Origin of the sequence: Nonomuraea maheshkhaliensis (assembly GCF_039529435.1) — a bacterium.
Classification (GTDB): Bacteria; Actinomycetota; Actinomycetes; order Streptosporangiales; family Streptosporangiaceae; genus Nonomuraea; species Nonomuraea maheshkhaliensis.
The window spans coordinates 1-26,980 of the sequence record NZ_BAAAMU010000056.1 but is presented as its reverse complement, the minus strand read 5'-3'; the positions used below and the strand labels follow the sequence as shown (position 1 = coordinate 26,980).

The following is a 26,980-nucleotide window of genomic DNA, read 5'->3' as shown; positions in this document are numbered from 1 at the left end:
CGGATTGCACCCAGAAGCTAGAAGGCCGGATTGAACGCCCAGCGTCACCCTCATTAACTTTCCATGGGGATCCGGTAGAGCAACTCTGGCCGGCCCACGCCGCCGTACTGCGGGATGCGGACCGCCACCCCCAGCTCCACCAGGTATTCCAGATAGCGCCGCGCCGTCACCCTGGACACGCCGACCGCGTCGGCCACAGCCTGCGCGCCGGCCCCGCCGGGGTGCTCGCGCAGCCGGGCGACCACGCTGTCGAGGGTGTCGCGGGCCATGCCCTTGGGCAGCTCGGACGAGCCGCGCAGGGTGCCGAGGACGCGGTCCACGTCGCCCTGCCCGACCGCGGTCGCGCCGCCGCCCGCCTCCTGCTTGAACCGGGCGTAACGGGTCAGCTTCTCGGCGAGTGTCGCGTACGTGAACGGCTTGAGCAGGTACTGGGAGATCCCCAGCGACACCGCCGAGCGCACCATGGCCAGATCGCGCGCCGAGGTGACGGCGATGACGTCGCACATGAGGCCGCCGGCCCGAATCGCCCGGCACACCTCCAGCCCGTGCAGGTCGGGCAGGTAGAGGTCGAGCAGCACGAGGTCCACCGGCCGCCCGCGCAGGAAGCGCAGCGCCTCCCCGCCGGACCTGACCACGCCGGCCACCTCGAACCCGGGTACCCGCTCCACGTAGATGCGGTTGGCCTCGGCGGTGATCTCCTCGTCCTCGACCACCAGCACGGAGATCGTCATGAGACCGGCAGCCTCACCGTGAACTCCGAGCCGGCCACCTCGATGGAGCCGCCCAGCCGCCGCACCGCCTGCCCGACCAGCGCCAGGCCGAGCCCGTGCCCGTCGCCCTTGGTGGTCCAGCCCTTCTCGAACGCGGCCTGGTCGGCCGGCCCTGGCCCGTCGTCGGCCACCCTGATCACGACCTCATCCTCCCCGCCGCGCAGCCGCACCTCGACCCGTCCGGCCGCGTCGAGCGCGTTGTCGATCAGGTTGCCCACGATCGTCACCAGCTCGCGCGGGTCGAGACCCGGGTCGTCCAGCTCGCTGTCCTGGCTGATCACCAGCTCGGCGCCGCGCTCGGCGGCCTCGGCGCTCTTGCCCAGCAGCAGCGCGGCCAGCACCGGCTCGCGTACCGAGCCCACCACCCGGTCGGTCAGCTCCTGCGCCGCCCGCAGCTCCGCCGTGCCCAGCGCCACCGCCTGCTCCGTGCGGCCCAGCTCGACCAGCGTGATCACCGTGTGCAGCCGGTTGGCCGCCTCGTGCGCGGCCGAGCGCAGCGAGTCGGCGAAGCCGCGCTCGGCGTCGAGCTGGCCGGTCAGCGCCTGCAGCTCCGTGTGGTCGCGTACGGTGACGACCGTGCCCAGCCTGCTGGCGGCGCCGTTGACGGCCAGCACCCGGTCACCGACCAGGTGGACCCGCTCCTCCGCGCCGGTGAGCAGCTCGCCCAGCCCCAGCTCGCCCACATGGCGGCCCTCGGCGTCGGCGGGCAGGCCCAGCAGCTGCCTGGCCGCGTCGTTGCACAGCGTCAGAGTGCCGTCCTTGCCGACCAGCAGCAGGCCCTCCCTGACCGCGTGCAGGACGGCGTCGTGGTGCTCGTGGATGCGGCCCAGCTCGACCGGGCCGAGCCCATGCGTCTGGCGGCGCAGCCGCGCGGTGACCAGCCAGGTGCCGGCCGCGCCCAGCGACAGCGCGAGCACGATGACGAGCGCTCCCCACGCGAACTGGTCGCGCAGCCTCGCGCTGATCTTGTCGATCGTGATGCCCGCGCTGACCAGGGCCCGCACCCGGCCGCCCGACATGACCGGCGTCACCGCCCTTCTGGACGCGCCGAGCGTGCCGGTGTAGGTCTCGGTGAACGTCTCGCCCGCCAGCGCCCTGCCGGTGTGCCCGAGGAAGCGCTTGCCGATCTCGGCCGGGTTGGGGTGGGTGTAGCGGGTGCCGTCCGGCCGCATGATGGTGATGAAGTCGACCCCCGTCGCCAGGCGCACCCGCTCGGCGTAGGGCTGCAGCCGCACGCTCGGGTCGGGCTCGTCCAGGGCGTCCAGCACGTCGGGCGAGACCGCGACGCTGAGCGCCACGGCACTCGCCGTGCGGCCCGCGTCCTCCGTCAGCACCTGCCTGGCCTGCACCAGCGCGAGCACCGCGCCGCCCGCCACCGTGACGGCGACCACGAGCAGCTGCAGGACCAGCATCTGCCCCGCCAGGCTCCAGCGCCGCATCTGAGCACTCTCCCGTGAACGAAACTTACGCAATGGTGACCTGCATCACTCGTGAGGCGCATATTCGCACATCAAGAAGGTCCCTCCAAAACGCCGGAGCAGCCCCCTATGCGCGATCGCACTCGTTATCTCTATCTGGCCGTCATCGTGGCGGTCCTGCTCGGGATCCTGGTCGGCTTCATCTGGCCGGACGTGGGCAAGGAACTCAAACCCCTCGGCACCGGATTCGTGGCGCTGATCCAGATGGTGATCGGCCCCATCATCTTCTGCACCATCGTGCTCGGCATCGGCTCGGTGCGCCAGGCCGCCCAGGTGGGCAAGGTCGGCGGCCTCGCCCTCGGTTACTTCATCGTCATGTCCACGGTAGCGCTGGTCATCGGCCTGGCCGTGGGCAACGTCATCGACCCGGGCTCCGGCCTGCAGCTCACCGACACCGCCAGGCAGGCGGCCGAGGCCGAGGCGGCCAAGGGCGCGGACGCGAGCACGGTCGACTTCCTGCTCGGCATCATCCCCAAGACGGTGGTGTCGGCGCTGACCGACGGCTCGGTGCTGCAGGCGCTGCTGGTCGCGCTGCTGACCGGGTTCGCGCTGCAGGCCATGGGGCCCAAGGGCGCGCCGATCCTGCGCGGGGTCGAGCACTTCCAGCGGCTCGTGTTCCGCGTCCTCGCCATGATCATGTGGGCCGCGCCGGTGGGCGCGTTCGGCGCCATGGCGGCCGTCGTGGGTGCCACCGGCATCGAGGCGCTCAAGAGCCTGGCCATCATCATGATCGCCTTCTACGTGACCTGCGTGCTGTTCGTCGGCGTGGTGCTGGGCGCGCTCCTCTGGGCCGTCGCGCGGATCAACCTGTGGTCGCTGCTCAGCTACCTGGGCCGCGAGTTCCTGCTGATCCTGTCCACCTCGTCGTCGGAGACCGCCCTGCCCCGCCTCATCGCCAAGATGGAGCACCTGGGCGTGAGCAAGACCGTGGCCGGCATCACGGTGCCGACCGGCTACTCCTTCAACCTCGACGGCACCGCGATCTACCTGACCATGGCCACGCTGTTCATCGCCTCGGCGACCGGCTCGCCGCTGGAGTTCGGGGAGCAGGTGGCGCTGCTGCTGTTCATGATGATCGCCTCCAAGGGCGCGGCGGGCGTGACCGGCGCGGGCCTGGCCACTCTGGCCGGCGGCCTCCAGGCGCACCGGCCCGAGCTGGTGGACGGCGTGGGCCTCATCGTGGGCATCGACCGGTTCATGTCCGAGGCCAGGGCACTGACGAACTTCGCCGGCAACGCCGTGGCCACCGTGCTCGTCGGCACCTGGACCGGGGAGTTCGACCGGGAGCGCGCCGGACGGGTGCTGGCCGGGCAGGCGCCGTTCGACGAGGCGACGCTGCTGGACGACCCCGACGACACGCCCGCCGCCGAAGGCCCGCGCGGGGAACCCGAGAAGGAGATGTCGCCCGCCTAGCCGTACCGGGACACCGGGACGGGACATTCAGCGCGGCTGCCGGTTCACGGCCGGCAGCCGCAGCACGAATCTCGCGCCCCCCGCGAAGTCCTCCACGCAGATCTGGCCGCGGTGGGCCAGCGCCACGTCCCTGGCGATGGCCAGGCCCAGCCCGGTGCCGCCCGAGTCGCGGTCGCGGGCGGCGTCCAGGCGGGTGAAACGCTCGAAGATGCGCTCGCGGTCGGCCACGGGGATCTCCACGCCGTCGTTCTCGACCGCCAGCACGGCGGTCCCCGCCCCCGGGCCCGGCTCGCGGCGGACCTCCACCCGTACCGTGTGCTCGGCGTGCCGCTGGGCGTTGTCCAGCAGATTCGTCAGGACCCTGGCGAGCTGGAGGCGTACGCCCTCGACCGTGACCGCCTCGGCCAGGTCCGTCTGGACGGGCAGCTTGTCGCTGCGCACGGCCAGCTCCTGGCGCACCAGGTCGGCAAGGTCGACGCGCTCCTTGACCAGGTCCACCCGGGAGCCGATCCTGGCCAGCAGCAGCAGGTCGCTGATGATGGCCTCCAGCCGGTCGGTGTCGCGCAGCGAGCTGTCCACCAGCGCCTCGATGTCGGTGTCGTCCGGATAGAGCTGGGCGCTCTCCAACTGGGCGCGCAGCCCGGCGATGGGGGTGCGCAGCTCGTGGGAGGCGTCGGAGGCGAACTGGCGCTGCTGCTCGGCCGAGTGTTCCAGGCGGGCCAGCGTGCCGTTGATGGAGCGGGCCAGTTGCGCGACCTCGTCGTCGTCCGGCGGCTCGGTCACGCGGTGGCTGAGGTCTCCCGCGTGCACGGCGTCCAGCTCGGTCCGCATGGTCGCCACCGGCCGCAGCGCCTTGCCGGTGACCAGCCACGTCGCCCATCCCGTCAGCGCGATGAGCAGGGCGACCTCCCCGAGCACGACGATCTCGAGTATCCGGCTCGACAGCACCTCGGGCGTGCTGCGGCCGGCGTAGACGACGGGGGAGTCGGAGAAGAGGCTCACCCGCACCGCCGTCAGGTGCACGCACTCCGTGGGCAGGCAGGTGGTGGTGTTGACGATCCGGTTCTCGGTGGTGGGGCGCACGTCGCTGAGCGGCGGCAGGTTCCTGGCCGCGTCGCTGGTGGCCATCAGGTTCCCGTCCGGCCCGACGATCTGGATCAGATCGACGGACGGGTTGGGCACGGGGATGGCGGCGCCCGTGGGCAGGGCGCCGCCGCGCATCTCGAACGCGATCCGCTCGGCGGCGTCCCTGGTCTGGCCGAACACGCTGGCGGTGACCAGGGAGCGGGCCGCGACGACGCCGACGATGCCCACGGGAATGAGCACGAGGGCGGCTACGGCCGTCGCGATGAGGGTGACGCGTGCACGCAGGGACCTGGCCCACCAGGGTGCCATCCCCCGAGGCTACCGAGCGTGATTGCTCCGCTATGTCGGGTATATACCGTGAAAAGGGAAAGATTGCGCCAATCGTCAGCGTCGAAGCTTGAGCCGGGCCGGTTCCTGGCGCCGAGCAGCACCGTCAGCGCTGGAGCCAGATCGTCGTGTCCGGCGGGAGCGATCCGTCGGCGGCCGGCGGGCCGCTGGACAGCAGCACCTCGCCGGACACGGCGAGCCGCACCGGCGTCTCGCCCGTGTTGAGCGCCACGACCAGCCCCGGATCGCGCTCGATGACCAGCACGTCCTTGGGGGAGTCGAGCCACGTCAGCGTGCCGCCGCCGAGCGCGGGATGCGTCTTGCGCAGCTTCAGCGCGGCCCGGTAAAGGTTCAGCGTCGAGTCGGGGTCGTCCTCCTGCGTCTCGGCCGACAGCGCCGCCCATCCGGCCGGGATCGGCAGCCACGGGTCGCGCCAGCCCAGGTCGCCCGAGGCGGTCCACGGGATCGGCACCCGGCAGCCGTCGCGGCTCTCGCCGCGCCGCAGGAACGCCGGGTCCTGGCGCAGCTCGTCCGGCAGGTCGAGCACTTCCGGCAGCCCCAGCTCCTCGCCGTTGTAGAGGTAGGCCGAGCCGGGCAGGGCCAGCATGAGCAGCGTCGCCGCCCGGGCGCGGGCGAGCCCGCCGTGGCGGGTGACGTGCCGCGGCTTGTCGTGGTTGGACAGCACCCACGTGGTGGGCGCGCCGACCAGGTCGGCCTCCTTCAGCGACTTCTCGATGACGGTACGGAACGACTTGGCGTGGAAGTCCGCCATCATGAACTCGAAGTTGAACGCCTGGTGCAGCTCGTCGGGCCCCACGTAGCGGGCCAGCCGCTCAGGGGAGGACACCCACGCCTCCGCCACGGCCATCCGACCGCCGGGGTAGGAGTCGAGGATCGGCCGCCACTCGCGGTAGATGTCGTGCACGCCGTCCTGGTCGAAGTAGGGCACCTGCTCGTCGCCCAGCATCTCGGCCTGCGGCCCGTCCTTCTGCCCCACGTCGGGCAGGCCCTCGGCCTTGATCATGCCGTGCGCCACGTCGACGCGGAAGCCGTCCACGCCCCGGTCGAGCCAGAAGCGCAGGATGTCGCGGAACTCGGCCCGCACGTCCGGGTTGTCCCAGTTGAGGTCAGGCTGCTCGGGAGCGAACAGGTGCAGGTACCACGAGCCGTCCTCGACCTGCGTCCACGCCGGGCCGCCGAAGATCGACTCCCAGTCGTTGGGGCGGTCGCGGAAGACGTACCGCTCGCGCAGCCCCTCCTTGAACCAGGGGTGCTGGTCGGAGGAGTGGTTGGGCACCAGGTCCACGATGACCCTGATGCCCCGGCTGTGGGCGTCGGCGACCAGCGCGTCGAAGTCGGCGAGGGTGCCGAACATGGGATCCACGTCCCGGTAGTCGGCCACGTCGTAGCCGCCGTCGGCCATGGGGGAGGTGTAGAAGGGGCTCAGCCAGATGGCGTCCACGCCCAGCTTCGACAGGTATCCCAGGCGCTCGCGCACGCCGGCGAGGTCACCCATGCCGTCGCCGTCGGAGTCGGCGAAGCTGCGGGGGTAGACCTGGTACACGACGGCATCACGCCACCAGTCGTCATTGCCGAGCATGTTTGTCCTTCTTCTGGGATGACCCGGATACCGGGGGATTTTCTGGTCAACGATGTCGCGATCACCCGCGAGCGGTCAAGTGTAAGTTGCGGAAAGTTGCAGATCTCCCCATGAGGGCCGCCGTGGAGGCTGAGCAGGTCAGAGGAGCGCTCGGTAACGACGTTCTTTCGCAAGTTCTTCCACGGCCTTCGCCTGCGTGCTCGTCATGTGTACGGAGAGTGTGTGCATCATGCACACCGCGTACCGGCGGGACCGCCCTTGCGCCTCCGCGCCCCCAGGGGCTCCCACCGTCTCTCACGGCTGCATCATGCCAAGTGAACACCTTCGTAACGTCTGTGGCGCCTCCCACACCCATCACGCTACGGTGGCCTCTGCTGATCCTCCGTGTCCCCCAACTAGATAGTGGTGTGCCTGTTATGAGGTTGCTGTCCGTAGCCGTGATGGCCTCGCTCCTGCCTGCCGTTCCGTCCGCGGCCCTCGCAGCACAGGCGGGCACCACCTACTACGTCGACTCCCGCGCGGGCGACGACGGCGCGGCCGGCACCAGCGCGTCGACCGCCTGGAAGTCGCTGGACAAGGTCAACGCGGCCGAGTTCAAGCCCGGCGACACCGTCCTGTTCAAGCGCGGCGGCAAGTTCACCGGGCCGCTCACGCTGGAGGCCAGCGGCACCGCCGGGCAGCCCATCACCGTCAAGGCGTACGGCAAGGGCGCCCTGGCCACGATCACCGGCACCGAGGCCGACTGCGTCAGCGTCAAGGGCAACCACTGGCGGATCAGCGGCCTGCGCGCCTCCGGCTGCCGCTGGGCCGGCTTCGCGATCGGCGGCGACTCCAACGAGCTGATCGGCGTCCAGGCCGACCGCAACATCACCGGCGTCTACGTCCCCGCGTCCGGCTCGCACAACACCATCCGCGACAGCGTCCTGACCGACAACAACCGGATGAGCGTCAACGACGAGGGCGGCGACAACGACTCCGGAGCCTTCGGCGTGCTCCTCAACGGCGACGACAACGTGGTGACCGGCAACACCATCTCCGGGAGCTTCGCCAAGAGCAAGGACTACGGCACCGACGGGGCCGCCGTCGAGATCTTCAACGGCGACCGCAACCGCATCACCCACAACGTCTCCAGGAACAACGAGACCTTCACCGAACTCGGCGCCCAGAAGGGCAAGACCGCCACCGGCAACGTCTTCGCCTTCAACGTCGTCACCTCCTCCCGCAGCCGCGGCTCCTTCCTCATCACCCGCGGCCCCCGTCACATCGTCGGCCCGGTCAAGGGCACGGTCGCCGTGCACAACTCGGTCTACCTGCCCGCCAGGGACACCATCGGCTGGTCCTGCCACGACGGGTGCGCGCCGTCGATACTCAAGCTGCGCAACAACGTGATCGCGGTGGGCGGGGAGGCCGGCTGGGAGGACGGCGCGGGCGCCGACGAGGACGGCGGCGTCTACAAGGGCCGCAGCGCCAGGTTCAAGCTCGGGCCGAAGTCGGTCATGGCCGACCCGAAGTTCGTCTCCCGCACCGACCTGCGCCTGCGGCCCGGCTCGCCGGCGCTCGGGCGCGGCCTGGTGCTCACCCCGAGGTGGTACGGCGGCAAGGCGTTCGGCAAGGACCTCAAGGGCAAGGCCCTGCCCTCCTCGCCGGACGCCGGGGCGTACCAGCGCTGAGGCCCGCACCCGGTCGTCCTGCCGCCCCTCGTCCTCTCGTCCTCTCGTCCTCTCGTTCTGTCGTCCTGTCGTTCTAGAGTGGGCCCCGTGGTTCCAGATCTTCGCCAGCCGCTCGTGCGGCAGCTCGCCGAGTCCGACAACCCCCGCCGCTACTGGCACATGGGCGACGAGGACGGGCGCGCCTGGCTGTTCGAGAGCGTCGAGGGCGACGGCGAGCAGTGGGCGGTGCGCCAGGTCGAGGTGAGCGCCGACCGGGTCGCCCGCCGCTACTGGTGGCGGCATTTGCAGGACGAGTCCGGCTTCCTCACCGACCAGCCGCTGGAGATCTGGGAACTGACCGAGATCCCCGGGGAAACCTTCGAAGCGGTCTGGGAAGCGACAGGCTGACCCCGGGCCCAGGCGCGCTGAGCCCGGCGATCCGGTTCAGGCGGAGACGTCCTGAGCGGGAGTGGCGAGCTCCGGATAGAGCAGCTCCAGGCCGCCCGACAGGCCGGCCCTGACGTTGCGGCTGACCTCGTCGGCGAGCACTTCGTACGCGCCCGCCTCCAGCCCGTCGAGCGCCTGCACCACCACGTCCTCCGGGCTGATCTTGGGCCCGGTGATGTTGGCGGCCATGTCGGTGTCGATGTAGCCGGCGTGCACCCCGAGCACGTGCGTGCCCTGCTCGCGCAGCTCCAGTCGCAGCGCGTTCGTCAGCGACCAGGCCGCCGCCTTCGAGGCCGCGTACGTCTTGGGCCGCGGGAACGTCACCCACGACAGCACCGACAGGACGTTCACCAGCGCGCCGCCGCCGTTGGCGGCCAGCACGGGGGCGAAGGCGCGGCTCATGGCGAGCGGGCCGAAGTAGTTGACCTCCATCTCCGCGCGGGCCGCCTCCGGGTCGGAGCCGCCGATGGACACGCCCGCGTTGTTGATCAGGAGGTCGACGCCGGCGTAGCGTTCGGCGGCGGCCGCCACGGAGGCGGGGTCGGTGACGTCGAGCGCGATCGGGGTCAGGCCCGGGCCGGTGATCGTGGCCGGGTTCCTGGCGGCGGCGTAGACCGTGCGGGCCCCGCGCTCCAGGAGGGCGCGGGCGAAGACGGCGCCGAGGCCGCGGTTCGCGCCGGTGACGAGGGCGACACTGCCGGAGATCTTCATGAGGTTCGCTCCAATATGAGGGCATTTGCCAGACCGCCCGCCTCGCACATGGTCTGCAGGGCGTAGCGGGCGCCATGCTCACGCATGGCATGGACGAGAGTGGTGGTGATGCGGGCGCCGCTGGCGCCCAGAGGATGGCCGAGGGCGATGGCGCCGCCCTTGACGTTGACCTTGGCCGGGTCCGCGCCGGTCTCCTGCTCCCAGGCCAGGACGACGCTCGCGAACGCCTCGTTGACCTCGAACAGGTCGATGTCGGCCAGCCGCAGCCCCGCCCGGCGCAGGACCTTCTCCGTGGCCGGGATGACGCCGGTGAGCATGAGAATCGGGTCGGACCCGGTGACGGCGAAGCTGTGCAACCTTGCCAGCGGCTTGAGGCCGAGGCGGGCCGCCGTCTCCGAGGTGGTGATGAGCACGGCCGCCGCCCCGTCGTTGATCGGGCTGGAGTTGCCCGCGGTGACCGACCAGTCGATCTGCGGGAACCGCTCGGCGTAGCCGGGGTCGGCGAACGCGGGCTTCAGCCCGGCCAGGATCTCCTCCGTGGTGGAGGGGCGTACCGACTCGTCGCGGTCGAGGCCCGCCAGCGGGACGAGCTCGGCCGAGAAGGAGGCGGCGGCGGCCTTGGCGTGCGAACGGGCCGAGAACGTGTCGAGCCGCTCGCGGCCGAGCGACCACTTGGCGGCGATCAGCTCGGCGCTGATGCCCTGCGGCACCAGGCCCTCGGGGTAGCGGGCGGCCAGGGCGGCGCCGAACGGATCGGCTCCCGGGGGCACGTTCGACCACATCGGGACGCGGCTCATCGACTCCACCCCGCAGGCCACGACCAGGTCGTACGCGCCGGACATCACCCCCTGCGCGGCGAAGTGCACCGCCTGCTGGGACGAGCCGCACTGACGGTCGACGGTGACCGCCGGCACGGACTCCGGCAGACCGGCGGCCAGCCAGGCGTTGCGGGTGGTGTTCATGGCCTGCTCGCCCACCTGGTCGACGCAGCCGCCGATCACGTCGTCCACCAGGGACGGGTCGATCCCGCCGCGCTCGATCAGGGCGCGCAGGGTGTGGGCGAGCAGATCCACCGGATGCACCCCGGCCAGGGCGCCGCCGGGCTTGCCTTTGCCGATCGGGGTACGTACGGCCTCCACGATGACGGCGTCGCGCATCGCGCCCTCCTTGTCGGTTGGAAAACCAAACCCACTCTAGGTGGGTTGGATTTTCCAACGCAACTCCACGGCCTGGAGAGCCGCGTCACACCGTGCCGCGCCGGGCGGATGGGTTCGCGCGGTTGCGGGGTGGGCTTGGCATGGGCGATGACCACCCGCTGGCCTGCGAAAACCGCAACTTGCCTTTATCGACAATCCGGACTTAACGCTTCATCCTGGGATATAAGCGCATCATGTGCGACATGTGCATGGAACATCCTGGAAACCTTTGCGCGGCAATCTGGGAGCCTTCGGAGGGGAGGCGGGAATGCTGCTGCGACTGAGGGTGTCGTTGCCGGACCGGCCGGGCGGTCTCGGTCAGGTCGCGAAGGCGCTGGGCGCGCTGGGGGCGGACATCCTCCAGGTCACCGTGCTGGAACGGGAGGCCGGCCGGGCTGTGGACGACTTCACCGTCTCCTGGCCGGGGCAGGTGAGCGCGGCCGAGGTGCGCGAGCGGATGTCCGCCATGCCGGGCGTGCGCGTCGAGGGAGTCTGGCCCACCAAGGAGATGCCCGGCTCGGCGCCCGACTACGACCTGCTCATGCACGTCGCGGCCGAACCCGCCAGGGGATACGCCACGCTGGTGGACGCCCTGCCGGGGCTCTGCGGTGCCGAATGGTCGCTGGCGGTGGCCGACGGCGCCGTACAGCATGCCTCCATCACCGCGCCCGCCGAGTTCGAGCTGCCCGAGCAGCCGCCGCGGGCCATCACCGTGGACGCCAAGGAGATGCAGTTGCTGCTGCTGCCCGTCGTCACGGCCGGGATGCACGTGGTGGTCGCCCGCGCCGAAGGGCCGGTGTTCCACCGCGCCGAGGTGGAACGTGCCGCCCGCATCGTGGACGTGGTGGCGAAGCTCGCCGCCCGCGCCTGAGGCTCGCCACCCGCGTGCGGGGTGATTGACCGAACAATCATCTGGTCACTAACGTGAACGGTCTGATCGGGGTGAACAGGAGCCGCCCGTGACCGTCCACGAGCCCAGCATCGGCCGCTACTACGAGGACTTCACCATAGGGGACGTCTACCAGCACCCCATGGGGCGGACGATCGGCGAGTCGGACAACACCTGGTTCACGCTGCTGACGATGAACACCAACCAGAACCACTTCAACGCGCACTTCGCCGCCAGGGCCCCCACCGGCAAGATCATCGTGAACTCCGGGCTGAGCGTGGCCATCGTGCTCGGCCTGTCGGTCATCGACGTCAGCCAGACAGCGATCATGAACCTGGGCTGGGACGGCATCAAGCTCACCCACCCCGTCTTCGTGGGCGACACCCTCTACGCCGAGTCGAAGGTGACCGGCAAGCGGGAGTCGAAGTCGCGCCCGTACGCCGGGATCGTCACCTGCTACACGCGCGGGCTCAACCAGGACGGCGACGAGGTCATGTCGTGGACGCGGACCGTCATGGTCTACAAACGCGACGCCCCGCACGACAAGGGCTATTTCCCCCAGGCCAAGACCGGCCCGCTCTGAGAAGAGGCACATGGACTTCGAGCTGACCGACGAGCAGAAGGCGTTCCGCGAGACCCTGCGCGCGTTCGTGGACAAGGAGATCGTGCCGGTGGCCACCGAGTGGGAGCACTCCGGCCGCTATCCCACCGAGATCGTCGACAAGATGAAGCAGATGGGACTGTTCGGGCTGTCCGTGCCGGAGGAGTACGGCGGCCTGGCGGCCGACATGGTCTCCTTCGCGCTGGTCTTCGAGGAGATCGCGCGCGGCTGGATGGGCGTGGCCGGCACGATCGGCTCCCACTCGCTGGCCTGCTGGATGATCGCCCGCCACGGCACCGAGGAGCAGAAGCGGCTCCACCTCGCCGACCTGGCGAGCGGCGCCCGCCGTACCGGGATCGCGCTGACCGAGCCCGGAGCGGGCACCGACCTGCAGGGCATCCAGACCAGGGCGGTACGCGACGGCGACCACTACGTCGTCACCGGCACCAAGACGTGGATCACCAATGCCCGCCACGCCGACCCGCTGCCCGTGCTGGTCAAGACCTCCGTCACCGAGCCCGCGCACAAGGGCATGTCGGTGCTGCTCGTCGACCCCGCCTCCGCCGGCTTCGGCGTCAGCCGCGACCTGCCCAAGCTCGGCTACAAGGGCACCGAGACGTGCGAGGTGGTGCTCGACGAGGTACGCGTGCCGGTGTCGTGCCTGCTCGGCGGCGTCGAGGGGCGCGGCATGCAGCAGGTGCTCGGCGGGCTGGAGATCGGGCGGATCAACATCGCCGCCCGCGCCGTCGGCGTGGCCCAGGCCGCGTACGACGCCGCGCTGGCCTACTCCCGCGAGCGCACCGCCTTCGGTCAGCCCATCGCCGACTTCCAGGCCATCCAGCTCAAACTCGCCGACCTGGCCACGGAGATCCAGGCCGCCCGGCTGCTCACGTACTGGGCCGCCTCCCAGGCCGACGGCGGCAAGCGGGTGGACATGGAGGCGGGCATGGCCAAGTACTTCGCCTCGGAGGTGGCGCTCAAGGCGTCCCTGGAGGCGATGCGCATCCACGGCGGGTACGGGTACTCGCAGGAGTTCGTCGTCGAACGCCTCTACCGGGACGCGCCGCTGATGGCGATCGGCGAGGGCACCAACGACGTGCAGCGGCTGGTCATCGCCCGCGCGCTGATCTCCGGGAAGGGGAAGGTGGGCTGGTAGGGGACGTACGCGGGTCCTTCCGGTGGTACGCGGACATGGCTGCATACCCTGCTCGAAGGGATGACGTGCGTTAGCGGGGGATGCCATGGGTGACCAGCGGAACTCATCGGCGCACGACCACGACCACGATTCCGTCCCCGTCCCCGTCCCCGAGCACGGTCACGGTCACGGGCACGGGCATGAGCACAGGCGGGGGATCAGGGCGGTGCTGGGGTGGGTCGCCCACGCCGTGACCCCGCACAGCCACGACTCCGCCCGCAAGACGGACACCGCGCTGGAGTCCAGCAGCCGCGGCATGCGCGTGCTGGCCATCTCGTTCGCGGCCCTCATGCTCACCGCCGCCGTCCAGGCCGTCATCGTCGTCGCCTCCGGCTCGGTCGCGCTGCTCGGCGACACCCTGCACAACCTGGCCGACGCGCTCACCGCCGTGCCGCTGGCCATCGCGTTCTCGCTCGGCCGCCGAGCCGCCACCCGCCGCTACACCTACGGTTACGGCCGGGCTGAGGACCTGGCGGGCATCATCATCGTGCTGCTCATCACCGCCTCGGCCGCCCTGGCCGGGTACGAGGCCGTCCGGCGGCTGCTGGACCCCCAGGAGATCAGGGCCGTGGGCTGGGTGGCCGCGGCGGCGGTGATCGGGTTCGCCGGGAACGAGTGGGTGGCCCGCTACCGCATCAAGGTGGGCAGGGAGATCGGCTCGGCCGCGCTGGTCGCCGACGGCCTGCACGCCAGGACGGACGGCTTCACCTCGCTGGCCGTCCTGCTCGGCGCGGGCGGCGCCGCGCTCGGGTTCCCGCTCGCCGACCCCGTCGTGGGACTGCTCATCACGGTCGCCATCTGTTACGTCCTGCGCGACGCGGCGCGCGAGATCTACCACCGGCTCATGGACGCGGTCGACCCCGCGCTCGTGGACGCCGCGGAAGACGTACTGGCCGGGGTGGAAGGAGTGCGGCGGGTGGAGTCGGTGCGGCTGCGCTGGATCGGGCACGCGCTGCACGCCGAGGTGGAGATCCTCGTCGATCACGACATGTCGGTGATACGCGCGCACGAGGTGGCGGTAGGGGCCGAGCACCGGCTCATCCACGGGGTGCCGCGCCTGAGGGCCGCCACCGTTCACACCGACCCCGATGGCCCCGACGGCGCCGACCACCACGCGCCCCTGGCCGACCATCAGCCCCCGTAGCCGATCGGGGGCCGGAATCCGGCGCCGGCCAGGGAAAGACCCCCGCATCACTCACCCCGTTACGGGTAGGTTGGGGCGGGTGTCCGCAGCCGCCCCGCATCCCGACCCCACCCATCCGCGCGCTCCCGCGCCCGCCCCGGCCTCCACCTCCACCGCGACCCAGGCCCCGGCCTCCACCACGAGGCTCGCCTGGCTGGACGCCCTGCGCGGCATCGGCGCCATGGCGGTGGTGGCCGAGCACCTCCTGCCCTGGTTCCTGCCCGGCCTGCGCCCTTACTGGTTCAACCTGGGCGTCTACGGCATCCTGGTGTTCTTCCTGGTCAGCGGCTACATCATCCCGACGTCGCTGGAACGGCACGGCGACGTACGCGCCTTCTGGATCAGCCGCTTCTTCCGCCTCTACCCCCTCTATCTCGGCGTCATCGTGGCGGTGCTGGCGCTGTCCTGGTGGGTGCCGGTGCGCGAGGCCGTCCCCCGCGACGGGAGCGCGGTGGCGGCGCACGCGACCATGCTGCTCGACGTCGTCAGCGTGGGCGGCGTGGCCGACACGATGTGGACGCTCTCGTACGAGATGGTGTTCTACCTGCTGGTCACGGCGCTGTTCCTGACGCGCGGGCACGATCGCAGCGGGCTGCTGTCGGTGCTCTTCGCGGTGGCCGCGGTCGTGGTCGGGCTGATCGTGTCGGGGGCGGTGCTGAAGGGGGCGTGGCCGGCGTACGTGTCGTGCGCGGTGTTCGTCGTCGGGCTGACGGGTGTGGTGGCGGGCCGGTTCCGTACCGCCTCGGCCTGCGTGCTGGGCGTCATGGCGGTGGTGCTGCTGCTGATGAGCAGCCGGGTGCCGTGGCTGGGCGCGGCGGTGCTGGCGGTGATGTTCGCGGGCACGGCCGTGCACCGGTGGGAGCGCGGCACCGGCCGGCTGTGGCCGGTGGCGGTCACCGTCGTCCTGGTCGGCATCGCGCCGCTGTGGGCCATCGAGAGCGGCTGGTGGTGGGTGCAGGCCGACGTGTGGTTCACCACGATCGCGCTGGCCGGAGCCACCTTCGCGGGCGGGATGGCGTTGCGCGGCAGGCGGCTGCCCCGGGTGCTGGTCTGGCTCGGGCTGATCAGCTACTCGCTCTACCTGGTGCACCATCCGGTGCTGAAGTACTTCGTGCAGCTCAGCGGGGATCTGCGGCGGGCCGAGCCGGCATACCAGCTTGCCATGACCGCCCTGGCCCTGGCGCTGCTCGTCGGCGTCAGCGCGCTGACCTACCGGTACGTCGAGCGGCCCATGCAGGACCTCGGCCGGCGGATCTCACGCCGGTGCCGTGACCGGCTCCAGGGCGGGGCCGATACGCGGGTGACGGGACAGGGCGCGGGCGACGACGGGGTCCTCGGCCAGGAGGAAGGCCAGGTGCCTGACCGCGTGCGCGACCACGTTGGCCAGGGTGACGCTCTGCGGTGACGGCGTCGCCGGCGCCCGCCCTCTGGCGATCTCCAGCGCCGGCACCTCGATCGCGGGCAGCCAGGGCGACGGATCAGGGCAGACCGCGTACGTCAGGACGATCTCGCCGTCCGGTTCGTAGCGCCAGCTGGTGGAGTGCAGCACCGTGTCCGGGTCGCCGGGCGCGACCCCGCTCAGCCGGCGCGCTGTCTCGTCGGGGCTCTCCCCACGTAGCGGCCGGGTAAGGGCATGCCTGTACGCCCAGCGATTGTCGGTGCCCACCCGTAGCATGAGCGTTTCAACCGAGACCACGTGTCTTCCCGTCACCATCCACAACTTACTGCCCATCATGTGCAGGTGCATCTCGTAGGCATGTCGTCGGCGCTCTTGCACCAGCGTGGTGAGCCGGGTTGTAGTCGATGGCGTGGGAGAGAGAGGCCGACGTTCATGCCCGGTGTGCTGGTGCTGATGGGGTCGGGCGAGACGAGCCCGACCATGGTCGAGATTCACCGCGCCGCGGCGCGGACCCTGCGCGCGGGGGCGCGGGCCGTGCTGCTCGACACTCCCTACGCCTTCCAGGAAAACCGCGCCGACATCTCCGCCCGCGCCTGCCGATACTTCTCCCACAGCGTCGGCCTCGACGTCGAGGTGGCTCCCGCGATCACCGGCGCCGACTGGGTGTTCGCCGGCCCCGGCAGCCCCACCTACGCCCTCGACCGGTGGGCCGGCTCCGGCGTGGCCGGCGACCTGCGGGCCAGGATCCGGGCCCGCGAAGGGGTGACCGTGCTGGCCTCGGCGGCGGCCTGCACGGCGGGCCTGGCCACCGTGCCGGTCTACGAGATCTACAAGGTGGGCGCCGAGCCCCACTGGCGCGAGGGCATCGACCTGCTGGAGCCGCTGGGGCTGCAGGCCGTGCTGATCCCCCACTACGACAACGCCGAGGGCGGCACCCACGACACCCGCTACTGCTACCTGGGCGAGCGCCGGCTGTCGCGCATGGAGCGCGAGCTGCCGCCCGGCACCGCCGTGCTCGGGCTCGACGAGCACACGGCGCTGGTCATCGACCTGGAGAGCGAGTCCGTACGGATCGCGGGGCGGGGCGGCCTGACCGTGCGCAGGCCCGGCACGCAGACGGTCCTGCCCAGCGGCACCCGCCTCGACCTGGCCGAGCTGCGCCGCCTGGCCGAAGGCGGCTCGGGCGGCCCCGTCCCTGCCCCGCCCGAGCCGGAGACGCAGCCCGCGGAGGTGACGCTGGAGGAGTCGATCCAGTCCTGCGAAGAGCTGTTCAAGGCCGCCGCCGACCGGCCCGACATGGTGGCGGCGGCGCAGGCCGTGCTCGACCTGGAGGCGGAGATGGTCAAGTGGGCCGCCGACACGGAGGAGGACTCCGGCGGGGTCGAGCAGGCCAGAGAGCTCATGCGGCTGCTGATCGCCCGCCTCGGCGAGCTCGCCGCGACCGCCGCCCAGCGCTCCCAGGCCCTCCCGTCCCTGGTGGAGCCACTGCTCGCGCTACGGGCCGAGCTGCGCGGCCAGGGCAGCTACGACGTCGCCGACGCCCTGCGCACGGCATTGACCCGCGGCGGCGTCACGATCGAGGACACCCCTGACGGCTCCCGCTGGACGATCTGATGGCTGCGCACGTCGGCAAAGGCAGGGTCATGCGATCTTCGCCACTCTAAGTAGTTGACGCGCTACCCTTTGTCCTCGTCCGGAGGGTGTGCCAGACGCTCACGGAAGGCGATGGGGTGATGACTGCTCAGCCTGAGGACCGCCGGTTCGGTGCCCATCCGCGGCCAGGTCGTGCCAGGCTTTCCGCCGTGCCGCGGGGCACAGGCCACTACACCGTCGATGACTGGTTGCGGCTGCCCGAAACAGGGGAGCGCATCGAGGTGATCGACGGAAGTCTCCTGGTGAGTCCCGTGCTCGGCTACGACCACGCGATCGCTGCCAAGCGCCTGCTGCGCAGCCTCGATGACGCCCGTCCTGAGCACTGCGAAGCGGTGGAGACGGGCAACCTCGAAGTCGGTGCGGATGGGTTGATCCCCGACATCGTGGTGGGGCCTGCCGAGGCGATGCTCTCGGGCGTCGCCGAACTCTCCTCGGCCGAGGTCGTCTGCGCCGTCGAGATCGCCGGCTCAGGCCGCCGCCTCGACGCCAAGGCGTCCAGATACGCGGTGGGAGACATCCCGCACTTCCCCGTCTCCTTCGACCTCGGCACGCTGACCGGGCTGCGCCGACAGGGCTGAGGGGGTCTTCATGGAGTCTCGGCGTGAGTGCGCGTCGACGTGCGAGACCACCTACCTGATGGCCTCTCCTGTCAACCGTCGAGGGCTGTCGGAGGCGATCGCCAGCCTGGAGGCCGGCGGCGGCATCGTTCGTGAACTGGCCGACGACCGCGAGGAGCAGCGCCCGCACCAGGACGTGAAACGTGGTCTCGGCTAGCGGCGTGGGGGGTCGATGCGGGCGCCGTCCGACGTGAAGATCATGATGCGGGAGAGGTCCACCGCCACCTTGGCGGCGTCGCCGGTGCGCCAGACGGGGCGGTTGCCGAGGCGGACGATCAGGTCGGAGCGGCGGTGGATGCCGCTGTTGCCGTGCGGGCTCGCCTGCTCCTGGTCCTGCGGCTCCTCCACTCGCGGCGAGAAGAGCCGCCGCATCATGCCCGACACCTTCCCCGACCCGTTCCTGGCGCCGTTGACGCGCCGGCGCGGGTCCGGCGGCTCGGGCACCGGCACGGCGGGCATCCCGCACTCCAGGTACGCCAGCCACTCGTGCCCGTGATACTCAAGAGCCCGCACCCGACCGTAGAAGGACGGCCCCTCGTACGACTCCGGCACCGGGGCCAGCCCGTCAGGGCGCAGCCCGACCAGGACCTGCCCGCCGGTGTGCTGCGAGATCGCGTACGCCCTGGGATCGCTCCACGGCAACGTGAGCCGGTGCGGGCCGAAGTCGAGCAGCACGTACTGGTTCTGCGGCGTCCTGACTCCGGCCGTCAGGAGGTTCAGCTGCTGGGAGTTGAGGAAGGCCGCCACGAAGGCCGTCGCTGGATCGTTGTAAATCTGGGCCGGAGTGCCGACGTCCTGAAGAACGCCGCGGTTCAGGATCGCGATCCGGTCCGCCAGGGTCAGGGCCTCCACCTGGTCGTGCGTGACGTAGATCGTGGTGACGCCGAGCGACCTGACCAGCGAGGAGATCTCCATCCGCAGCTCGGTGCGCATGCCGGCGTCCAGGTTCGACAGCGGCTCGTCCATGAGGAAGAGCTTGGGCTGGCGCACGATCGCCCGCCCCATCGCCACCCGCTGGCGCTGGCCGCCGGAGAGCGTGCCGGGGCGGCGGTCGAGGGTCTCGTCGATGTGCAGCGCCTTGGAGAGTTCGGTGACGCGCTCGCGGACCATCGACGGGTCGGACTTGGCGATCTCCAGGGGAAAGGCGATGTTCCCGCGTACGGTCCTGTGCGGGTAGAGCGCGCCGTTCTGAAACACCATCGCCACGTCACGGTCGCGCGGGGCCAGGTGGTTGGCCATCTCGCCGTCCAGCCACAGGTCGCCCTGGGTGATCTCCTCCAGTCCGGCGATCATGCGCAGCAGCGTGGACTTGCCGCATCCTGAGGGGCCGAGGAGGACGAGGAACTCGCCGTCGTCGGCCCGAAGGCTCAGCCGGTCGACTGCGAGGTAGTCGCCCGGATACACCTTGGTCACTTTGTCGAGAACGACCGAGCTCATGGGCCCACACCTTGCGTGTCACCTGTGACGAGGCTGATTGAAGAGGTAGTACATCGCGGTTTAACGCTGCATGTCCACCCTGGAGATAAAGAATCTCATTCGGCAGTGTTTCGGTCAGGAGTTTTGGTGGTCCGTAACCGATATTTCCGTATTTCGAGTTAGAAAGAGCTTGCGTAAACTTGCGGAAAGAGATTTCATGTGGGGGACGTCCGGGGGAGGGCACGCGGTGCGCGCAGGGGAGACGATGGCCGCTCGGAAGCCGAACCCGTTGATCCACCAGGCCGGGAGTCTCGTGCGTCACGACGTCGAAGGAGAGCCCGTGATCGCCTCCGATGTCCCCGTAGCAGCGGATTCGGCGGCCCGGCGGAAAGTAAAGTAAGGCCCATGAACGGTCACGCTCGTCTCGCCGACATCGCCGCCCAGGCCGGGGTGAGCGAGGCCACCGTCAGCCGGGTGCTCAACGGCAAGCCCGGAGTCTCGGCCGCCACCCGCCAATCGGTGATGACCGCGCTCGACCTGATGGGCTACGAACGCCCGCCCCGGCTGCGGCAGCGCAGCAACGGGCTGGTCGGCCTGGTCACACCCGAGCTGGACAACCCGATCTTCCCCGCGTTCGCCCAGGCCATCGAGAAGGCGCTGACCCAGCACGGCTACACGCCGGTGCTGTGCACCCAGTTGCCCGGCGGCGCGCCTGAAGACGAGTTCACCGAGCTGCTGGTCGATCGCGGCGTCAGCGGCATCGTCTTCGTCTCCGGCCTGCACGCCGACACCACCGCGCGGATGGACCGCTACACCCGCCTCACCGACCGCGGCCTGCCGATCGTGCTGGTCGACGGCTACAGCGAGCACATCGACGCCCCCTTCATCTCGCCCGACGACCGCCTGTCCGCGCGGCTGGCCGTGCAGCACCTGGTCGACCTCGGCCACGAGCGGATCGGCATCGCGCTCGGGCCGGGCAGGTTCGTGCCGGTGATCAGGAAGATCGAGGGCTACCGGCAGGCCATGGCGCAGCTCCTCGGCGCGGACGATGTCGACGACCTGATCGCCCACTCGCTGTTCTCGGTCGAGGGCGGGCAGGCCGCCGCCGCGCAACTGCTCAGCCGCGGCTGCACCGGCATCGTGTGCGCGAGCGACCTGATGGCGCTGGGCGCGATCCGGGCGTGCCGGCAGAAGGGGCTGTCGGTGCCGGGCGAGGTGTCCGTGGTCGGGTTCGACGACTCGCCGCTGATCGCGTTCACCGATCCGCCGCTGACGACCGTGCGCAAGCCGATCGGGGCGATGGCGTCGGCGGCCGTGCAGACCCTGCTCGAAGAGGTCAACGGCGCCCCGGCCAAGCACGTCGAGCTGATCTTCCAGCCCGAGCTGGTCGTCCGCGGCTCCACCGGCTCGGGCCCGCTGGTCAACCGGTGAATGGGCACCGGCGTCCTCGTCCACGGCCCGCTGGTCAACCGGTGAACGGTCACGACGTCCTCGTTCTCGGTGGGGCCGGGGTCGACACGACGGTCTACGTGCCCGAGTTGCCGCTTCCGTACCGCGACACCTATCAGGTGCCGCCGGTCACCGACCGGATCGGCAACACCGGCGCGGGCGTCGCGCTCGGCTGTCACGCGCTCGGGCTCGGCGTCGCCTTCGCCGACCTCATCGGCGACGACCCGCAGGGCGCGCTGATCCGTCACGCGCTGCGCGACGTCGACTGCCGCTGGGGCACCGCCGTGGCGGGCACCCGGCGCAGCGTCCTGCTCGTGGGCCCCGACGGCCGGCGCACGTCCTTCTACGACGCGAAGGTGACGTCCGGCGAGCTCATGCCCAGGCAGCTGTACGCGGACGTGCGCCCCCGCCACGTCCACCTGTCGATCATGGACTTCTGCCGTCACCTCATCCCCGAGTTCGACGGCGTGCCGCTCTCCACCGACCTGCACGACTGGGACGGCGCGGCCGGCTACCAGAAGGACTTCGCCTACGGCTGCGACCTGGTCTTCCTGTCGGCCGCGGCCCTGGCCGACCCGATCGCCGTCATGCGCGACATCATCGCGCGCGGGCGCGCCCACACGGTCGTGTGCACACGCGGAGCCGACGGCTGCCTCGTCCTGACCCGCGAGGGTGAGACGCGCGCGGGAGAGGCGCGCGCCGGGGAGGGCGAGACGCGTCCCCGCGAGGGCGGGACGCGCATCGGCGAGGTGCGCGCGTTCCCGGCCGCGCCGCTGCCAGGCCCGGTGGCCGACAGCAACGGCGCGGGCGACGCGTTCGTCTCCGGATTCCTGTACGGCAGCCTGCGCGGCGCGCCCCTGGAGCGCTGCGTCCGCCTCGGAGCGATCGCCGGCGCCCACGCCTGCACGGTCACCGGCACCCACGAGTCCCCGATCACCGAGCCGCTCCTGCTCGCCAGAGCCGCGGGCTGAGCCCGTTCAGGTGTCGGCCGGATGGCCGCTGTCCAGTTCCCGCCAGGTCCGCAGGACGAACGGTGGCACCGAGATCAGCACGTACACCACGGTGAAGGCGAGCAGCGTGGTCCCGAGGCCGGTCAGCGTGGACAGCGTCCCGGCCAGCAGGCCGCCCATCGGCATGCCCGCGTACGCGGCGGCCGTCATCGCCCCGATCACCCGCGCCCTGAGCCGCACCGGGATCCGGCCGTACTGCAGGATGGCCAGGATCGGGTTGATCGCGCCCGCCGCGAACCCCGACAGGGCGGTGACCGCCATCGCGACGGAGAACGGCGCGTTCAGGGCCAGCACGAGCACGCGCGGCACCCCGGCGAGCAGGAAGCACAGCCCGTACGTCAGCCGCATCGGTAATCGGCTGCCGACGGCCCCGTACACGACACTCCCCGCCACCGCCCCGGCGCCCACCGCCCCCGTGAGCAGGCCGAACGCCCGGGGATCGCCGACCACGTCGCGTGCGTACAGCGCCAGCAGCACCTGCGTCACGCCGGTGTCGAGCAGGTTGACCACCACGATCATCGCGGTGGCGCTCAACTGCAGCCGGTCCCGCCACAGGAACGCCAGCCCCGCCCGCAGGCCGTCCAGATAGCCGCGGCGCTCCCGTTCGCGCCGGGCCACCCGCGGCACCCCGCCCGCCACCAGCAGCGCGGACAGCAGGAATGTGACCCCGTCCACGAACAGAGGCAGGCTCGGCCCGAGCCAGAGGATCAGCACCCCGGCCAGCGGCGCGCCCACCATCGCCGACCCCCGGTACACCCCGTCGTAGGCGGCGCTCGCCCGCTCGATCGGCATGCCGGCCAGGGCGGCGAGGTCGGGCAGCATGGCCTTGCGCGCGGTCTCCCCCGGGGTGGAGGCCATCCAGCGCAGGAACAGCAGCACCAGGAGCAGCGGATAGCTCAGGCCGCCGGTGAGGAACAGCATCGGGGGCGCCAGCACGAGCAGGCCGCTGACCAGGTCGGACAGCACGCTCGTGACCCGGAACCCGAGCCAGTCCACCAGCGTGCCGCCGAAGGCGGCGGAGATGACGATGGGGAAGGTCATCGCGAACGCGGCCAGCCCGGTCAGGGCGGCGCTGCCGGTCGTGTCGAGGACGAACCACGGGACGGCGAGGAGGGAGAGCATGTCGCCGGTGGTGGACAGGGCGTTGGCGGCCAGCAAGGTGATGAATGGACGCCTCACGAGTGATGCCCCCGCACTGTTCTCCTGGTTCAGCGTCACTCAGGGGCGGCTCGTGGTCAAGGGAACCGTCTGCGGGGCTGGTGACCGATAAGTCGTAATAAAGGTGATTTGATAGTACGGTTCACCGCCCCTGGTGGAGCAGAGACGATCGAGGAGCTCGAAGCGTGAGTGTCGTGGTGTGCGGTGAGGCGATGCTGCTGATGCTGGCCGAGCCGGGCATCCCGCTGGAACGCGCCACCACGTTCCGCCGCTCGGTCGCCGGAGCGGAGACCAACGTGGCCGCCGGCCTGGCCCGGCTGGGCCACGACGTGCGCTGGCTCGGCCGGGTCGGCGCCGACCCGGCCGGCGCGTCCGTGCTGGCCATGCTGCGCGCCGAGGGCATCGACACCCGCCACGCCGTCACCGACCCGTCCGCGCCGACCGGGCTGCTGCTGCGTGACAGCCATCCGGCCAGGGCCATCGACGTGCAGTACTACCGCGCCGGCTCGGCCGCCTCCCGGCTGGAGCCAGAGGAGCTGAGGCCGGAGACGGTGAACGGGGCGCGGCTCGTCCACGTCACCGGGATCACGCCCATGCTGTCCGATTCGGCGCACCAGGCCACGCTGCGGCTGCTCGACCTGGCCCGGCAGGCGGGCGCGCTGGTGTCGTTCGACCCGAACATCCGGCTCAAGCTGGGCTCGCCCGCGCTGTGGCGCGAGCGGGTCGCGCCGCTGCTCGGCCGCGCCGACGTGGTGCTGGCCGGGGCGGACGAGCTGGAGCTGCTGCGGGTGGATCCGGCGAGCCTGGACGGGCTCGTCGTGGTCAAGCACCGCGACAAGTCGGCCACGTGCGGGGCGTTGCGGCAGGAGGCGTTCCCGGTGCCCGTCACCGATCCGGTCGGTGCGGGGGACGCCTTCGCCGCCGGGTTCCTGTCCGGGCTGCTGCGCGGGATGCCGTACGAGGTGTGCCTGCGCGAGGCGGCGGCCGTGGCGGCGCTCGTGGTGCAGTGCGCCACCGACACCGACGGGCTGCCCGACCGGGCGGGGCTGGACCGCGCGCTGGCCGCGTTCACCGAGGCAGGAGAGACCGTGCACCGCTAGCCGCCACCTGCACCGGAAAGACCGTTACCGAAAGCCGCCACCTTCACCGGGGCGCGATCGAAGGGGAGTCATGTACCGCTGGGAGATCGTCGAGGCCGTCACCGCGCAGCGGGTGTTCGGGATCGTCAGGAGCGCGGGGCCGCAGGAGGCGGTCGCCGCCGCCGAGGCGGTGCTCGACGCCGGGCTGCGCGCGGTGGAGGTGGCGCTCACCACGCCCCCCGCGCTCACCGCCGTCCCGCGGGTCACCGAGCAGCGGCCCGAGGCGCTGATCGGGGCCGGCACCGTGCTCGACGACCCCGCCGCCCGCGCCGCCGCCGAGGCGGGAGCGCGCTTCCTGGTCTCGCCCAACCTGCACCCCGAGGTGATCCGCGCGGGCCACCGCTACGGCGTCCCCGTCTTCCCCGGCGTGGCCACGCCGAGCGAGATCGTCCGGGCCCTGGAGGAGGGGGCGGACGCGGTCAAGATCTTCCCGGCGTCCGCCGTGTCGCCGTCCTGGCTGCGTGACGTACGCGCCGCGCTGCCGCAGACGCCCGCGATCCCCACCGGCGGCGTGACGATCGACAACGCGCCCGACTGGATCGCGGCCGGCGCCGTCGCCTGCGGCATGGGCTCGGCGCTGACCTCGGGCGGCGCCCAGGCGGCGGGCGAGCGCGTGACCGCCCTGCTCACCCGCCTCGCCCAGGCCCGCTGAGCACCCGCTCCGGGGCCGTCGGGGTGCGATATATGCTCACCCGTGATCAATGAGTGACAACCGGAAGGCCGCCCTAGATGACCGTCGCCGTTCATGTCGGGCCCGAGCCCGTGCCCGCGCTCATCGATGCCGTACGCCGTGCCGGCGGGCGCGTCGTGCCCCTGGAGGAGGCCGAGGCGATCGTCTACTACGGCAGTGACGACCCGGCCGAGCTGCGCTTGATGATCCACGAGGGCATCTCCTGGGTGCAGCTGCCGCACGCGGGCGTCGAGCGCTGGGCCACCGCCGGCGTCATCACCGACGACCCCGTCTTCACCGCCGCCACCGGCTCGTACGGCCCGCAGGTCGCGGAGCACGCGCTGGCCATGATGCTGGCCGCGGCCAAGGGGCTCTACCGGTCGGCCAGGATGAAGAGCTGGGGACCGAACGAATCCAGGGAGCTCGCCCGCGCGACGGTCGCGATCGTCGGCAGCGGCGGCATCGGCCAGTCGCTGATCCGGCTGCTGGAGCCGTTCGGCTGCACGGTGGTGGCGGTCAGCGACCGCGGTGAGGTGCCCGGCGCGGCCAAGGTCGTGCCGCGCGCCCGCTACCGCGAGGTGCTGCCCGAGGCCGACTACGTCGTCGTCGCCGCTCCGGCCACCCCGCAGACCGCCGGCATGTTCGGGGCGGGCGAGTTCGAGCTGATGCGCGGGGACGCGTGGCTGGTGAACGTGGCCAGAGGCAGCCTCGTCGTCACCGACGACCTCGTACGGGCGCTGCGCGCGGGTCTGATCGGCGGGGCGGCGCTGGACGTCACCGACCCCGAGCCGCTGCCGGACGGGCATCCGCTGTGGGAGCTGGACAACGTGCTCATCACGCCGCACAGCGCGAACCCGCGTCCCGCCTACTGGCGCGGCCTGACCGAACGCGTCATCTCCAACGTCCGCCGCTTCGGCACGGGCGCGCCGCTGGAGGGAGTGGTCTCCCCGAAGCAGGGCTTCTAACCTGACCACCGCCTTCGCCGGTCAGTGGGTCCGGCGGCGTCGGGGTTCGGTGGCGCCGTCACCGCCGCCCTCGCCGGGCGGTTATGTGCCCAGGTCGACCCTGGCTCCGGCGCTCAGCCCCGAGTCGTGCACCTCGAGGCTCGTCACCTCCAGGCCCTTCGGCAGTTCGAAGATCAGGGTGCCGGCGAACGACTGGCCGGCCTCGATGCGGATCGGCGTGATCTCCTTGCCGTCCTTGTCGAGCAGCTTGGTGCCGCCGTGCCGCGCGTCGTCCTCGTCGATCAGCTTCTGCTGGCCGGGGTAGAGCACCCTGGCCTCCTGGCCGACGTTCCTGACCTGTACGCCGACCCGGCACGTGCGGTTGGCAGCCGTCCTGGCCGGCTTGGGGCAGGTGGTGCCCGTCACGGTGAAGCGCAGCTTGCCGTCCTGCACGGGCCCGTCGTCCCCGGCGGCCGGGGAACGGAACACCCACGCCAGCACGGCCAGCACCACCACCATCAGCACGACCGCGATCACCAGGGCGGTCAGACAGCCGGCGAACAGCCCCCGCCTGCGCTTGGCGGGCGGATAGCCGGGCAACCGTCCCGAGCCGGTGGTCGAGTGATGCGGCGGCGGCACCTGCCCCGTCTGGTGGGGGAGCGGCACCTGCCCGGTCTGGTGCATCGGCACAGGCCCGCGCGAAGACCCGGCCGTGGGCCCGGTACGTTCGGCGGGAGGCGGCTGCTGCGGCCCGCCCGGCACCCTCGGCATGGGCCCGGTGCGCTCGATGAGCGGCGGCTGGTGCGGCCCCCGCGACGATGACCCGGGCGTGGGCCCGGTGCGCTCGGCCGGTGGCTGCTGGTGGGGCATGCGCGGCGACCCCGTCGGTGATCCGGGGGTCGGTCCGGTGCGTTCGGCGGGCGACGGCTGGTGCGGCCCGTGGGACGAGCCCGGCGTCGGCCCCGTGCGCTCGGCCGGAG

General features: G+C 71.4%; 27 protein-coding genes. 18 read left to right on the top strand and 9 right to left on the bottom strand.

The window, feature by feature from the left end; translation table 11 throughout:
* Nucleotides 1–53: 53 nt before the first annotated feature.
* Together ABFX54_RS31560 and ABFX54_RS31555 are read right to left on the bottom strand one after the other, a co-directional pair.
* Nucleotides 54–731, bottom strand: a complete 678-nt coding sequence (locus ABFX54_RS31560; protein WP_346110216.1) for a response regulator — start codon at nucleotides 729–731, stop codon at nucleotides 54–56.
* Nucleotides 728–2,209 (bottom strand): ATP-binding protein, encoded by a 1,482-nt coding sequence (locus ABFX54_RS31555; RefSeq protein ID WP_346110215.1) that lies wholly within the window; start codon nucleotides 2,207–2,209, stop codon nucleotides 728–730. Before ABFX54_RS31555 ends, ABFX54_RS31560 begins: the two co-directional genes overlap by 4 nt.
* 108 nt (nucleotides 2,210–2,317) lie before the next feature.
* Here ABFX54_RS31555 and ABFX54_RS31550 point away from each other — a divergent pair, with 108 nt between their 5' ends.
* Nucleotides 2,318–3,661, top strand: coding sequence for a cation:dicarboxylate symporter family transporter (locus ABFX54_RS31550; RefSeq protein ID WP_346110214.1), 1,344 nt, complete (start codon nucleotides 2,318–2,320; stop codon nucleotides 3,659–3,661).
* A 27-nt stretch (nucleotides 3,662–3,688) separates the two neighbouring features.
* Here ABFX54_RS31550 and ABFX54_RS31545 read toward each other — a convergent pair whose 3' ends face one another.
* Both ABFX54_RS31545 and ABFX54_RS31540 read right to left on the bottom strand, forming a co-directional pair.
* Nucleotides 3,689–5,056 (bottom strand): sensor histidine kinase, encoded by a 1,368-nt coding sequence (locus tag ABFX54_RS31545; RefSeq protein ID WP_346110213.1) that lies wholly within the window; start codon nucleotides 5,054–5,056, stop codon nucleotides 3,689–3,691.
* 124 nt (nucleotides 5,057–5,180) lie between these two features.
* Nucleotides 5,181–6,674 carry a glycoside hydrolase family 13 protein gene (locus tag ABFX54_RS31540; protein ID WP_346110212.1) on the bottom strand — a complete coding sequence of 498 codons (1,494 nt, stop codon included), beginning with the start codon at nucleotides 6,672–6,674 and terminating at the stop codon, nucleotides 5,181–5,183.
* A gap of 416 nt (nucleotides 6,675–7,090) precedes the next feature.
* Between ABFX54_RS31540 and ABFX54_RS31535 the strand changes: the two genes are divergently transcribed.
* The gene (locus ABFX54_RS31535) at nucleotides 7,091–8,344 is read left to right on the top strand and encodes a NosD domain-containing protein (protein WP_346110211.1); all 1,254 of its coding nucleotides are present in this window, start codon (nucleotides 7,091–7,093) and stop codon (nucleotides 8,342–8,344) included.
* 87 nt (nucleotides 8,345–8,431) lie between these two features.
* Entirely contained in the window at nucleotides 8,432–8,731 is a 300-nt protein-coding gene (locus ABFX54_RS31530) for a hypothetical protein (protein ID WP_346110210.1), read from the top strand.
* A gap of 36 nt (nucleotides 8,732–8,767) precedes the next feature.
* On the opposite strand, the gene ABFX54_RS31525 is transcribed toward ABFX54_RS31530, so the two are convergent.
* Both ABFX54_RS31525 and ABFX54_RS31520 read right to left on the bottom strand, forming a co-directional pair.
* Nucleotides 8,768–9,481, bottom strand: coding sequence for an SDR family oxidoreductase (locus ABFX54_RS31525; protein ID WP_346110209.1), 714 nt, complete (start codon nucleotides 9,479–9,481; stop codon nucleotides 8,768–8,770).
* Nucleotides 9,478–10,638, bottom strand: a complete 1,161-nt coding sequence (locus ABFX54_RS31520) for a thiolase family protein (protein ID WP_346110208.1) — start codon at nucleotides 10,636–10,638, stop codon at nucleotides 9,478–9,480. Before ABFX54_RS31520 ends, ABFX54_RS31525 begins: the two co-directional genes overlap by 4 nt.
* A 307-nt stretch (nucleotides 10,639–10,945) precedes the next feature.
* Between ABFX54_RS31520 and ABFX54_RS31515 the strand changes: the two genes are divergently transcribed.
* From ABFX54_RS31515 to ABFX54_RS31475, 9 genes are all read left to right on the top strand, one after another.
* The gene (locus ABFX54_RS31515) at nucleotides 10,946–11,548 is read left to right on the top strand and encodes an ACT domain-containing protein (RefSeq protein WP_346110207.1); all 603 of its coding nucleotides are present in this window, start codon (nucleotides 10,946–10,948) and stop codon (nucleotides 11,546–11,548) included.
* A gap of 88 nt (nucleotides 11,549–11,636) precedes the next feature.
* Nucleotides 11,637–12,149, top strand: coding sequence for a MaoC family dehydratase (locus ABFX54_RS31510; protein ID WP_346110206.1), 513 nt, complete (start codon nucleotides 11,637–11,639; stop codon nucleotides 12,147–12,149).
* 10 nt (nucleotides 12,150–12,159) lie between these two features.
* Nucleotides 12,160–13,323 carry an acyl-CoA dehydrogenase family protein gene (locus tag ABFX54_RS31505; RefSeq protein WP_346110205.1) on the top strand — a complete coding sequence of 388 codons (1,164 nt, stop codon included), beginning with the start codon at nucleotides 12,160–12,162 and terminating at the stop codon, nucleotides 13,321–13,323.
* A gap of 85 nt (nucleotides 13,324–13,408) precedes the next feature.
* A complete protein-coding gene (locus ABFX54_RS31500) occupies nucleotides 13,409–14,506 on the top strand; it encodes a cation diffusion facilitator family transporter (RefSeq protein ID WP_346110204.1) in 1,098 nt (365 codons plus the stop codon).
* 79 nt (nucleotides 14,507–14,585) lie between these two features.
* Nucleotides 14,586–15,950: an acyltransferase family protein gene (locus ABFX54_RS31495; RefSeq protein WP_346110203.1), complete on the top strand. Its 1,365-nt coding sequence runs from the start codon at nucleotides 14,586–14,588 to the stop codon at nucleotides 15,948–15,950.
* On the top strand, nucleotides 15,934–16,071 hold the full coding sequence (locus ABFX54_RS31490; protein ID WP_346110202.1) for a hypothetical protein: 138 nt from the start codon (nucleotides 15,934–15,936) through the stop codon (nucleotides 16,069–16,071). Before ABFX54_RS31495 ends, ABFX54_RS31490 begins: the two co-directional genes overlap by 17 nt.
* A 305-nt stretch (nucleotides 16,072–16,376) precedes the next feature.
* Nucleotides 16,377–17,558: a hypothetical protein gene (locus tag ABFX54_RS31485; RefSeq protein ID WP_346110201.1), complete on the top strand. Its 1,182-nt coding sequence runs from the start codon at nucleotides 16,377–16,379 to the stop codon at nucleotides 17,556–17,558.
* Nucleotides 17,559–17,746: 188 nt separating this feature from the next.
* Complete coding sequence (locus ABFX54_RS31480; RefSeq protein WP_346110200.1) at nucleotides 17,747–18,175, top strand: Uma2 family endonuclease; 429 nt, start codon at nucleotides 17,747–17,749, stop codon at nucleotides 18,173–18,175.
* A 10-nt stretch (nucleotides 18,176–18,185) separates the two neighbouring features.
* Entirely contained in the window at nucleotides 18,186–18,371 is a 186-nt protein-coding gene (locus ABFX54_RS31475) for a type II toxin-antitoxin system Phd/YefM family antitoxin (protein WP_346110199.1), read from the top strand.
* Here ABFX54_RS31475 and ABFX54_RS31470 read toward each other — a convergent pair.
* A complete protein-coding gene (locus ABFX54_RS31470; RefSeq protein ID WP_346110198.1) occupies nucleotides 18,368–19,651 on the bottom strand; it encodes an ABC transporter ATP-binding protein in 1,284 nt (427 codons plus the stop codon). The two genes, ABFX54_RS31475 and ABFX54_RS31470, sit on opposite strands and share 4 nt — an antisense overlap.
* Nucleotides 19,652–20,035: 384 nt before the next feature.
* Here ABFX54_RS31470 and ABFX54_RS31465 point away from each other — a divergent pair, with 384 nt between their 5' ends.
* Complete coding sequence (locus ABFX54_RS31465; protein WP_346110197.1) at nucleotides 20,036–21,061, top strand: LacI family DNA-binding transcriptional regulator; 1,026 nt, start codon at nucleotides 20,036–20,038, stop codon at nucleotides 21,059–21,061.
* A gap of 41 nt (nucleotides 21,062–21,102) precedes the next feature.
* Nucleotides 21,103–22,050: a carbohydrate kinase family protein gene (locus ABFX54_RS31460; protein ID WP_346110196.1), complete on the top strand. Its 948-nt coding sequence runs from the start codon at nucleotides 21,103–21,105 to the stop codon at nucleotides 22,048–22,050.
* Nucleotides 22,051–22,056: 6 nt separating this feature from the next.
* On the opposite strand, the gene ABFX54_RS31455 is transcribed toward ABFX54_RS31460, so the two are convergent.
* Nucleotides 22,057–23,268, bottom strand: coding sequence for an MFS transporter (locus ABFX54_RS31455; protein WP_346110195.1), 1,212 nt, complete (start codon nucleotides 23,266–23,268; stop codon nucleotides 22,057–22,059).
* A 164-nt stretch (nucleotides 23,269–23,432) separates the two neighbouring features.
* On the opposite strand from ABFX54_RS31455, the gene ABFX54_RS31450 reads away from it, so the two are divergent.
* From ABFX54_RS31450 to ABFX54_RS31440, 3 genes are all read left to right on the top strand, one after another.
* Nucleotides 23,433–24,347: a sugar kinase gene (locus ABFX54_RS31450; protein ID WP_346110194.1), complete on the top strand. Its 915-nt coding sequence runs from the start codon at nucleotides 23,433–23,435 to the stop codon at nucleotides 24,345–24,347.
* 70 nt (nucleotides 24,348–24,417) lie between these two features.
* The gene (locus tag ABFX54_RS31445) at nucleotides 24,418–25,038 is read left to right on the top strand and encodes a bifunctional 4-hydroxy-2-oxoglutarate aldolase/2-dehydro-3-deoxy-phosphogluconate aldolase (protein WP_346110193.1); all 621 of its coding nucleotides are present in this window, start codon (nucleotides 24,418–24,420) and stop codon (nucleotides 25,036–25,038) included.
* Between the two features lie 77 nt (nucleotides 25,039–25,115).
* Nucleotides 25,116–26,021: a D-isomer specific 2-hydroxyacid dehydrogenase family protein gene (locus ABFX54_RS31440; protein ID WP_346110192.1), complete on the top strand. Its 906-nt coding sequence runs from the start codon at nucleotides 25,116–25,118 to the stop codon at nucleotides 26,019–26,021.
* Nucleotides 26,022–26,102: 81 nt separating this feature from the next.
* Here ABFX54_RS31440 and ABFX54_RS31435 read toward each other — a convergent pair whose 3' ends face one another.
* Nucleotides 26,103–26,684, bottom strand: coding sequence for a DUF4352 domain-containing protein (locus tag ABFX54_RS31435; protein ID WP_346110255.1), 582 nt, complete (start codon nucleotides 26,682–26,684; stop codon nucleotides 26,103–26,105).
* A 28-nt stretch (nucleotides 26,685–26,712) separates the two neighbouring features.
* Between ABFX54_RS31435 and ABFX54_RS31430 the strand changes: the two genes are divergently transcribed.
* On the top strand, nucleotides 26,713–26,980 hold a 268-nt coding region (locus ABFX54_RS31430), incomplete at its 3' end, for a hypothetical protein (protein ID WP_346110191.1).

What these genes read in the sequence shown, in the direction of transcription:
- ABFX54_RS31475 (WP_346110199.1), top strand. Translation starts at nt 18,186, where the DNA reads ATGGAGTCTCGGCGTGAGTGCGCGTCGACGTGCGAGACCACCTACCTG.
- ABFX54_RS31560 (WP_346110216.1), bottom strand. Translation starts at nt 731, where the DNA reads ATGACGATCTCCGTGCTGGTGGTCGAGGACGAGGAGATCACCGCCGAG.
- ABFX54_RS31540 (WP_346110212.1), bottom strand. Translation starts at nt 6,674, where the DNA reads ATGCTCGGCAATGACGACTGGTGGCGTGATGCCGTCGTGTACCAGGTC.
- ABFX54_RS31435 (WP_346110255.1), bottom strand. Translation starts at nt 26,684, where the DNA reads ATGCACCAGACCGGGCAGGTGCCGCTCCCCCACCAGACGGGGCAGGTG.
- ABFX54_RS31555 (WP_346110215.1), bottom strand. Translation starts at nt 2,209, where the DNA reads ATGCGGCGCTGGAGCCTGGCGGGGCAGATGCTGGTCCTGCAGCTGCTC.
- ABFX54_RS31470 (WP_346110198.1), bottom strand. Translation starts at nt 19,651, where the DNA reads ATGAGCTCGGTCGTTCTCGACAAAGTGACCAAGGTGTATCCGGGCGAC.
- ABFX54_RS31505 (WP_346110205.1), top strand. Translation starts at nt 12,160, where the DNA reads ATGGACTTCGAGCTGACCGACGAGCAGAAGGCGTTCCGCGAGACCCTG.
- ABFX54_RS31535 (WP_346110211.1), top strand. Translation starts at nt 7,091, where the DNA reads ATGAGGTTGCTGTCCGTAGCCGTGATGGCCTCGCTCCTGCCTGCCGTT.
- ABFX54_RS31545 (WP_346110213.1), bottom strand. Translation starts at nt 5,056, where the DNA reads ATGGCACCCTGGTGGGCCAGGTCCCTGCGTGCACGCGTCACCCTCATC.
- ABFX54_RS31500 (WP_346110204.1), top strand. Translation starts at nt 13,409, where the DNA reads ATGGGTGACCAGCGGAACTCATCGGCGCACGACCACGACCACGATTCC.
- ABFX54_RS31485 (WP_346110201.1), top strand. Translation starts at nt 16,377, where the DNA reads ATGCCCGGTGTGCTGGTGCTGATGGGGTCGGGCGAGACGAGCCCGACC.
- ABFX54_RS31440 (WP_346110192.1), top strand. Translation starts at nt 25,116, where the DNA reads ATGACCGTCGCCGTTCATGTCGGGCCCGAGCCCGTGCCCGCGCTCATC.
- ABFX54_RS31525 (WP_346110209.1), bottom strand. Translation starts at nt 9,481, where the DNA reads ATGAAGATCTCCGGCAGTGTCGCCCTCGTCACCGGCGCGAACCGCGGC.
- ABFX54_RS31520 (WP_346110208.1), bottom strand. Translation starts at nt 10,638, where the DNA reads ATGCGCGACGCCGTCATCGTGGAGGCCGTACGTACCCCGATCGGCAAA.
- ABFX54_RS31550 (WP_346110214.1), top strand. Translation starts at nt 2,318, where the DNA reads ATGCGCGATCGCACTCGTTATCTCTATCTGGCCGTCATCGTGGCGGTC.
- ABFX54_RS31445 (WP_346110193.1), top strand. Translation starts at nt 24,418, where the DNA reads ATGTACCGCTGGGAGATCGTCGAGGCCGTCACCGCGCAGCGGGTGTTC.
- ABFX54_RS31465 (WP_346110197.1), top strand. Translation starts at nt 20,036, where the DNA reads ATGAACGGTCACGCTCGTCTCGCCGACATCGCCGCCCAGGCCGGGGTG.
- ABFX54_RS31515 (WP_346110207.1), top strand. Translation starts at nt 10,946, where the DNA reads ATGCTGCTGCGACTGAGGGTGTCGTTGCCGGACCGGCCGGGCGGTCTC.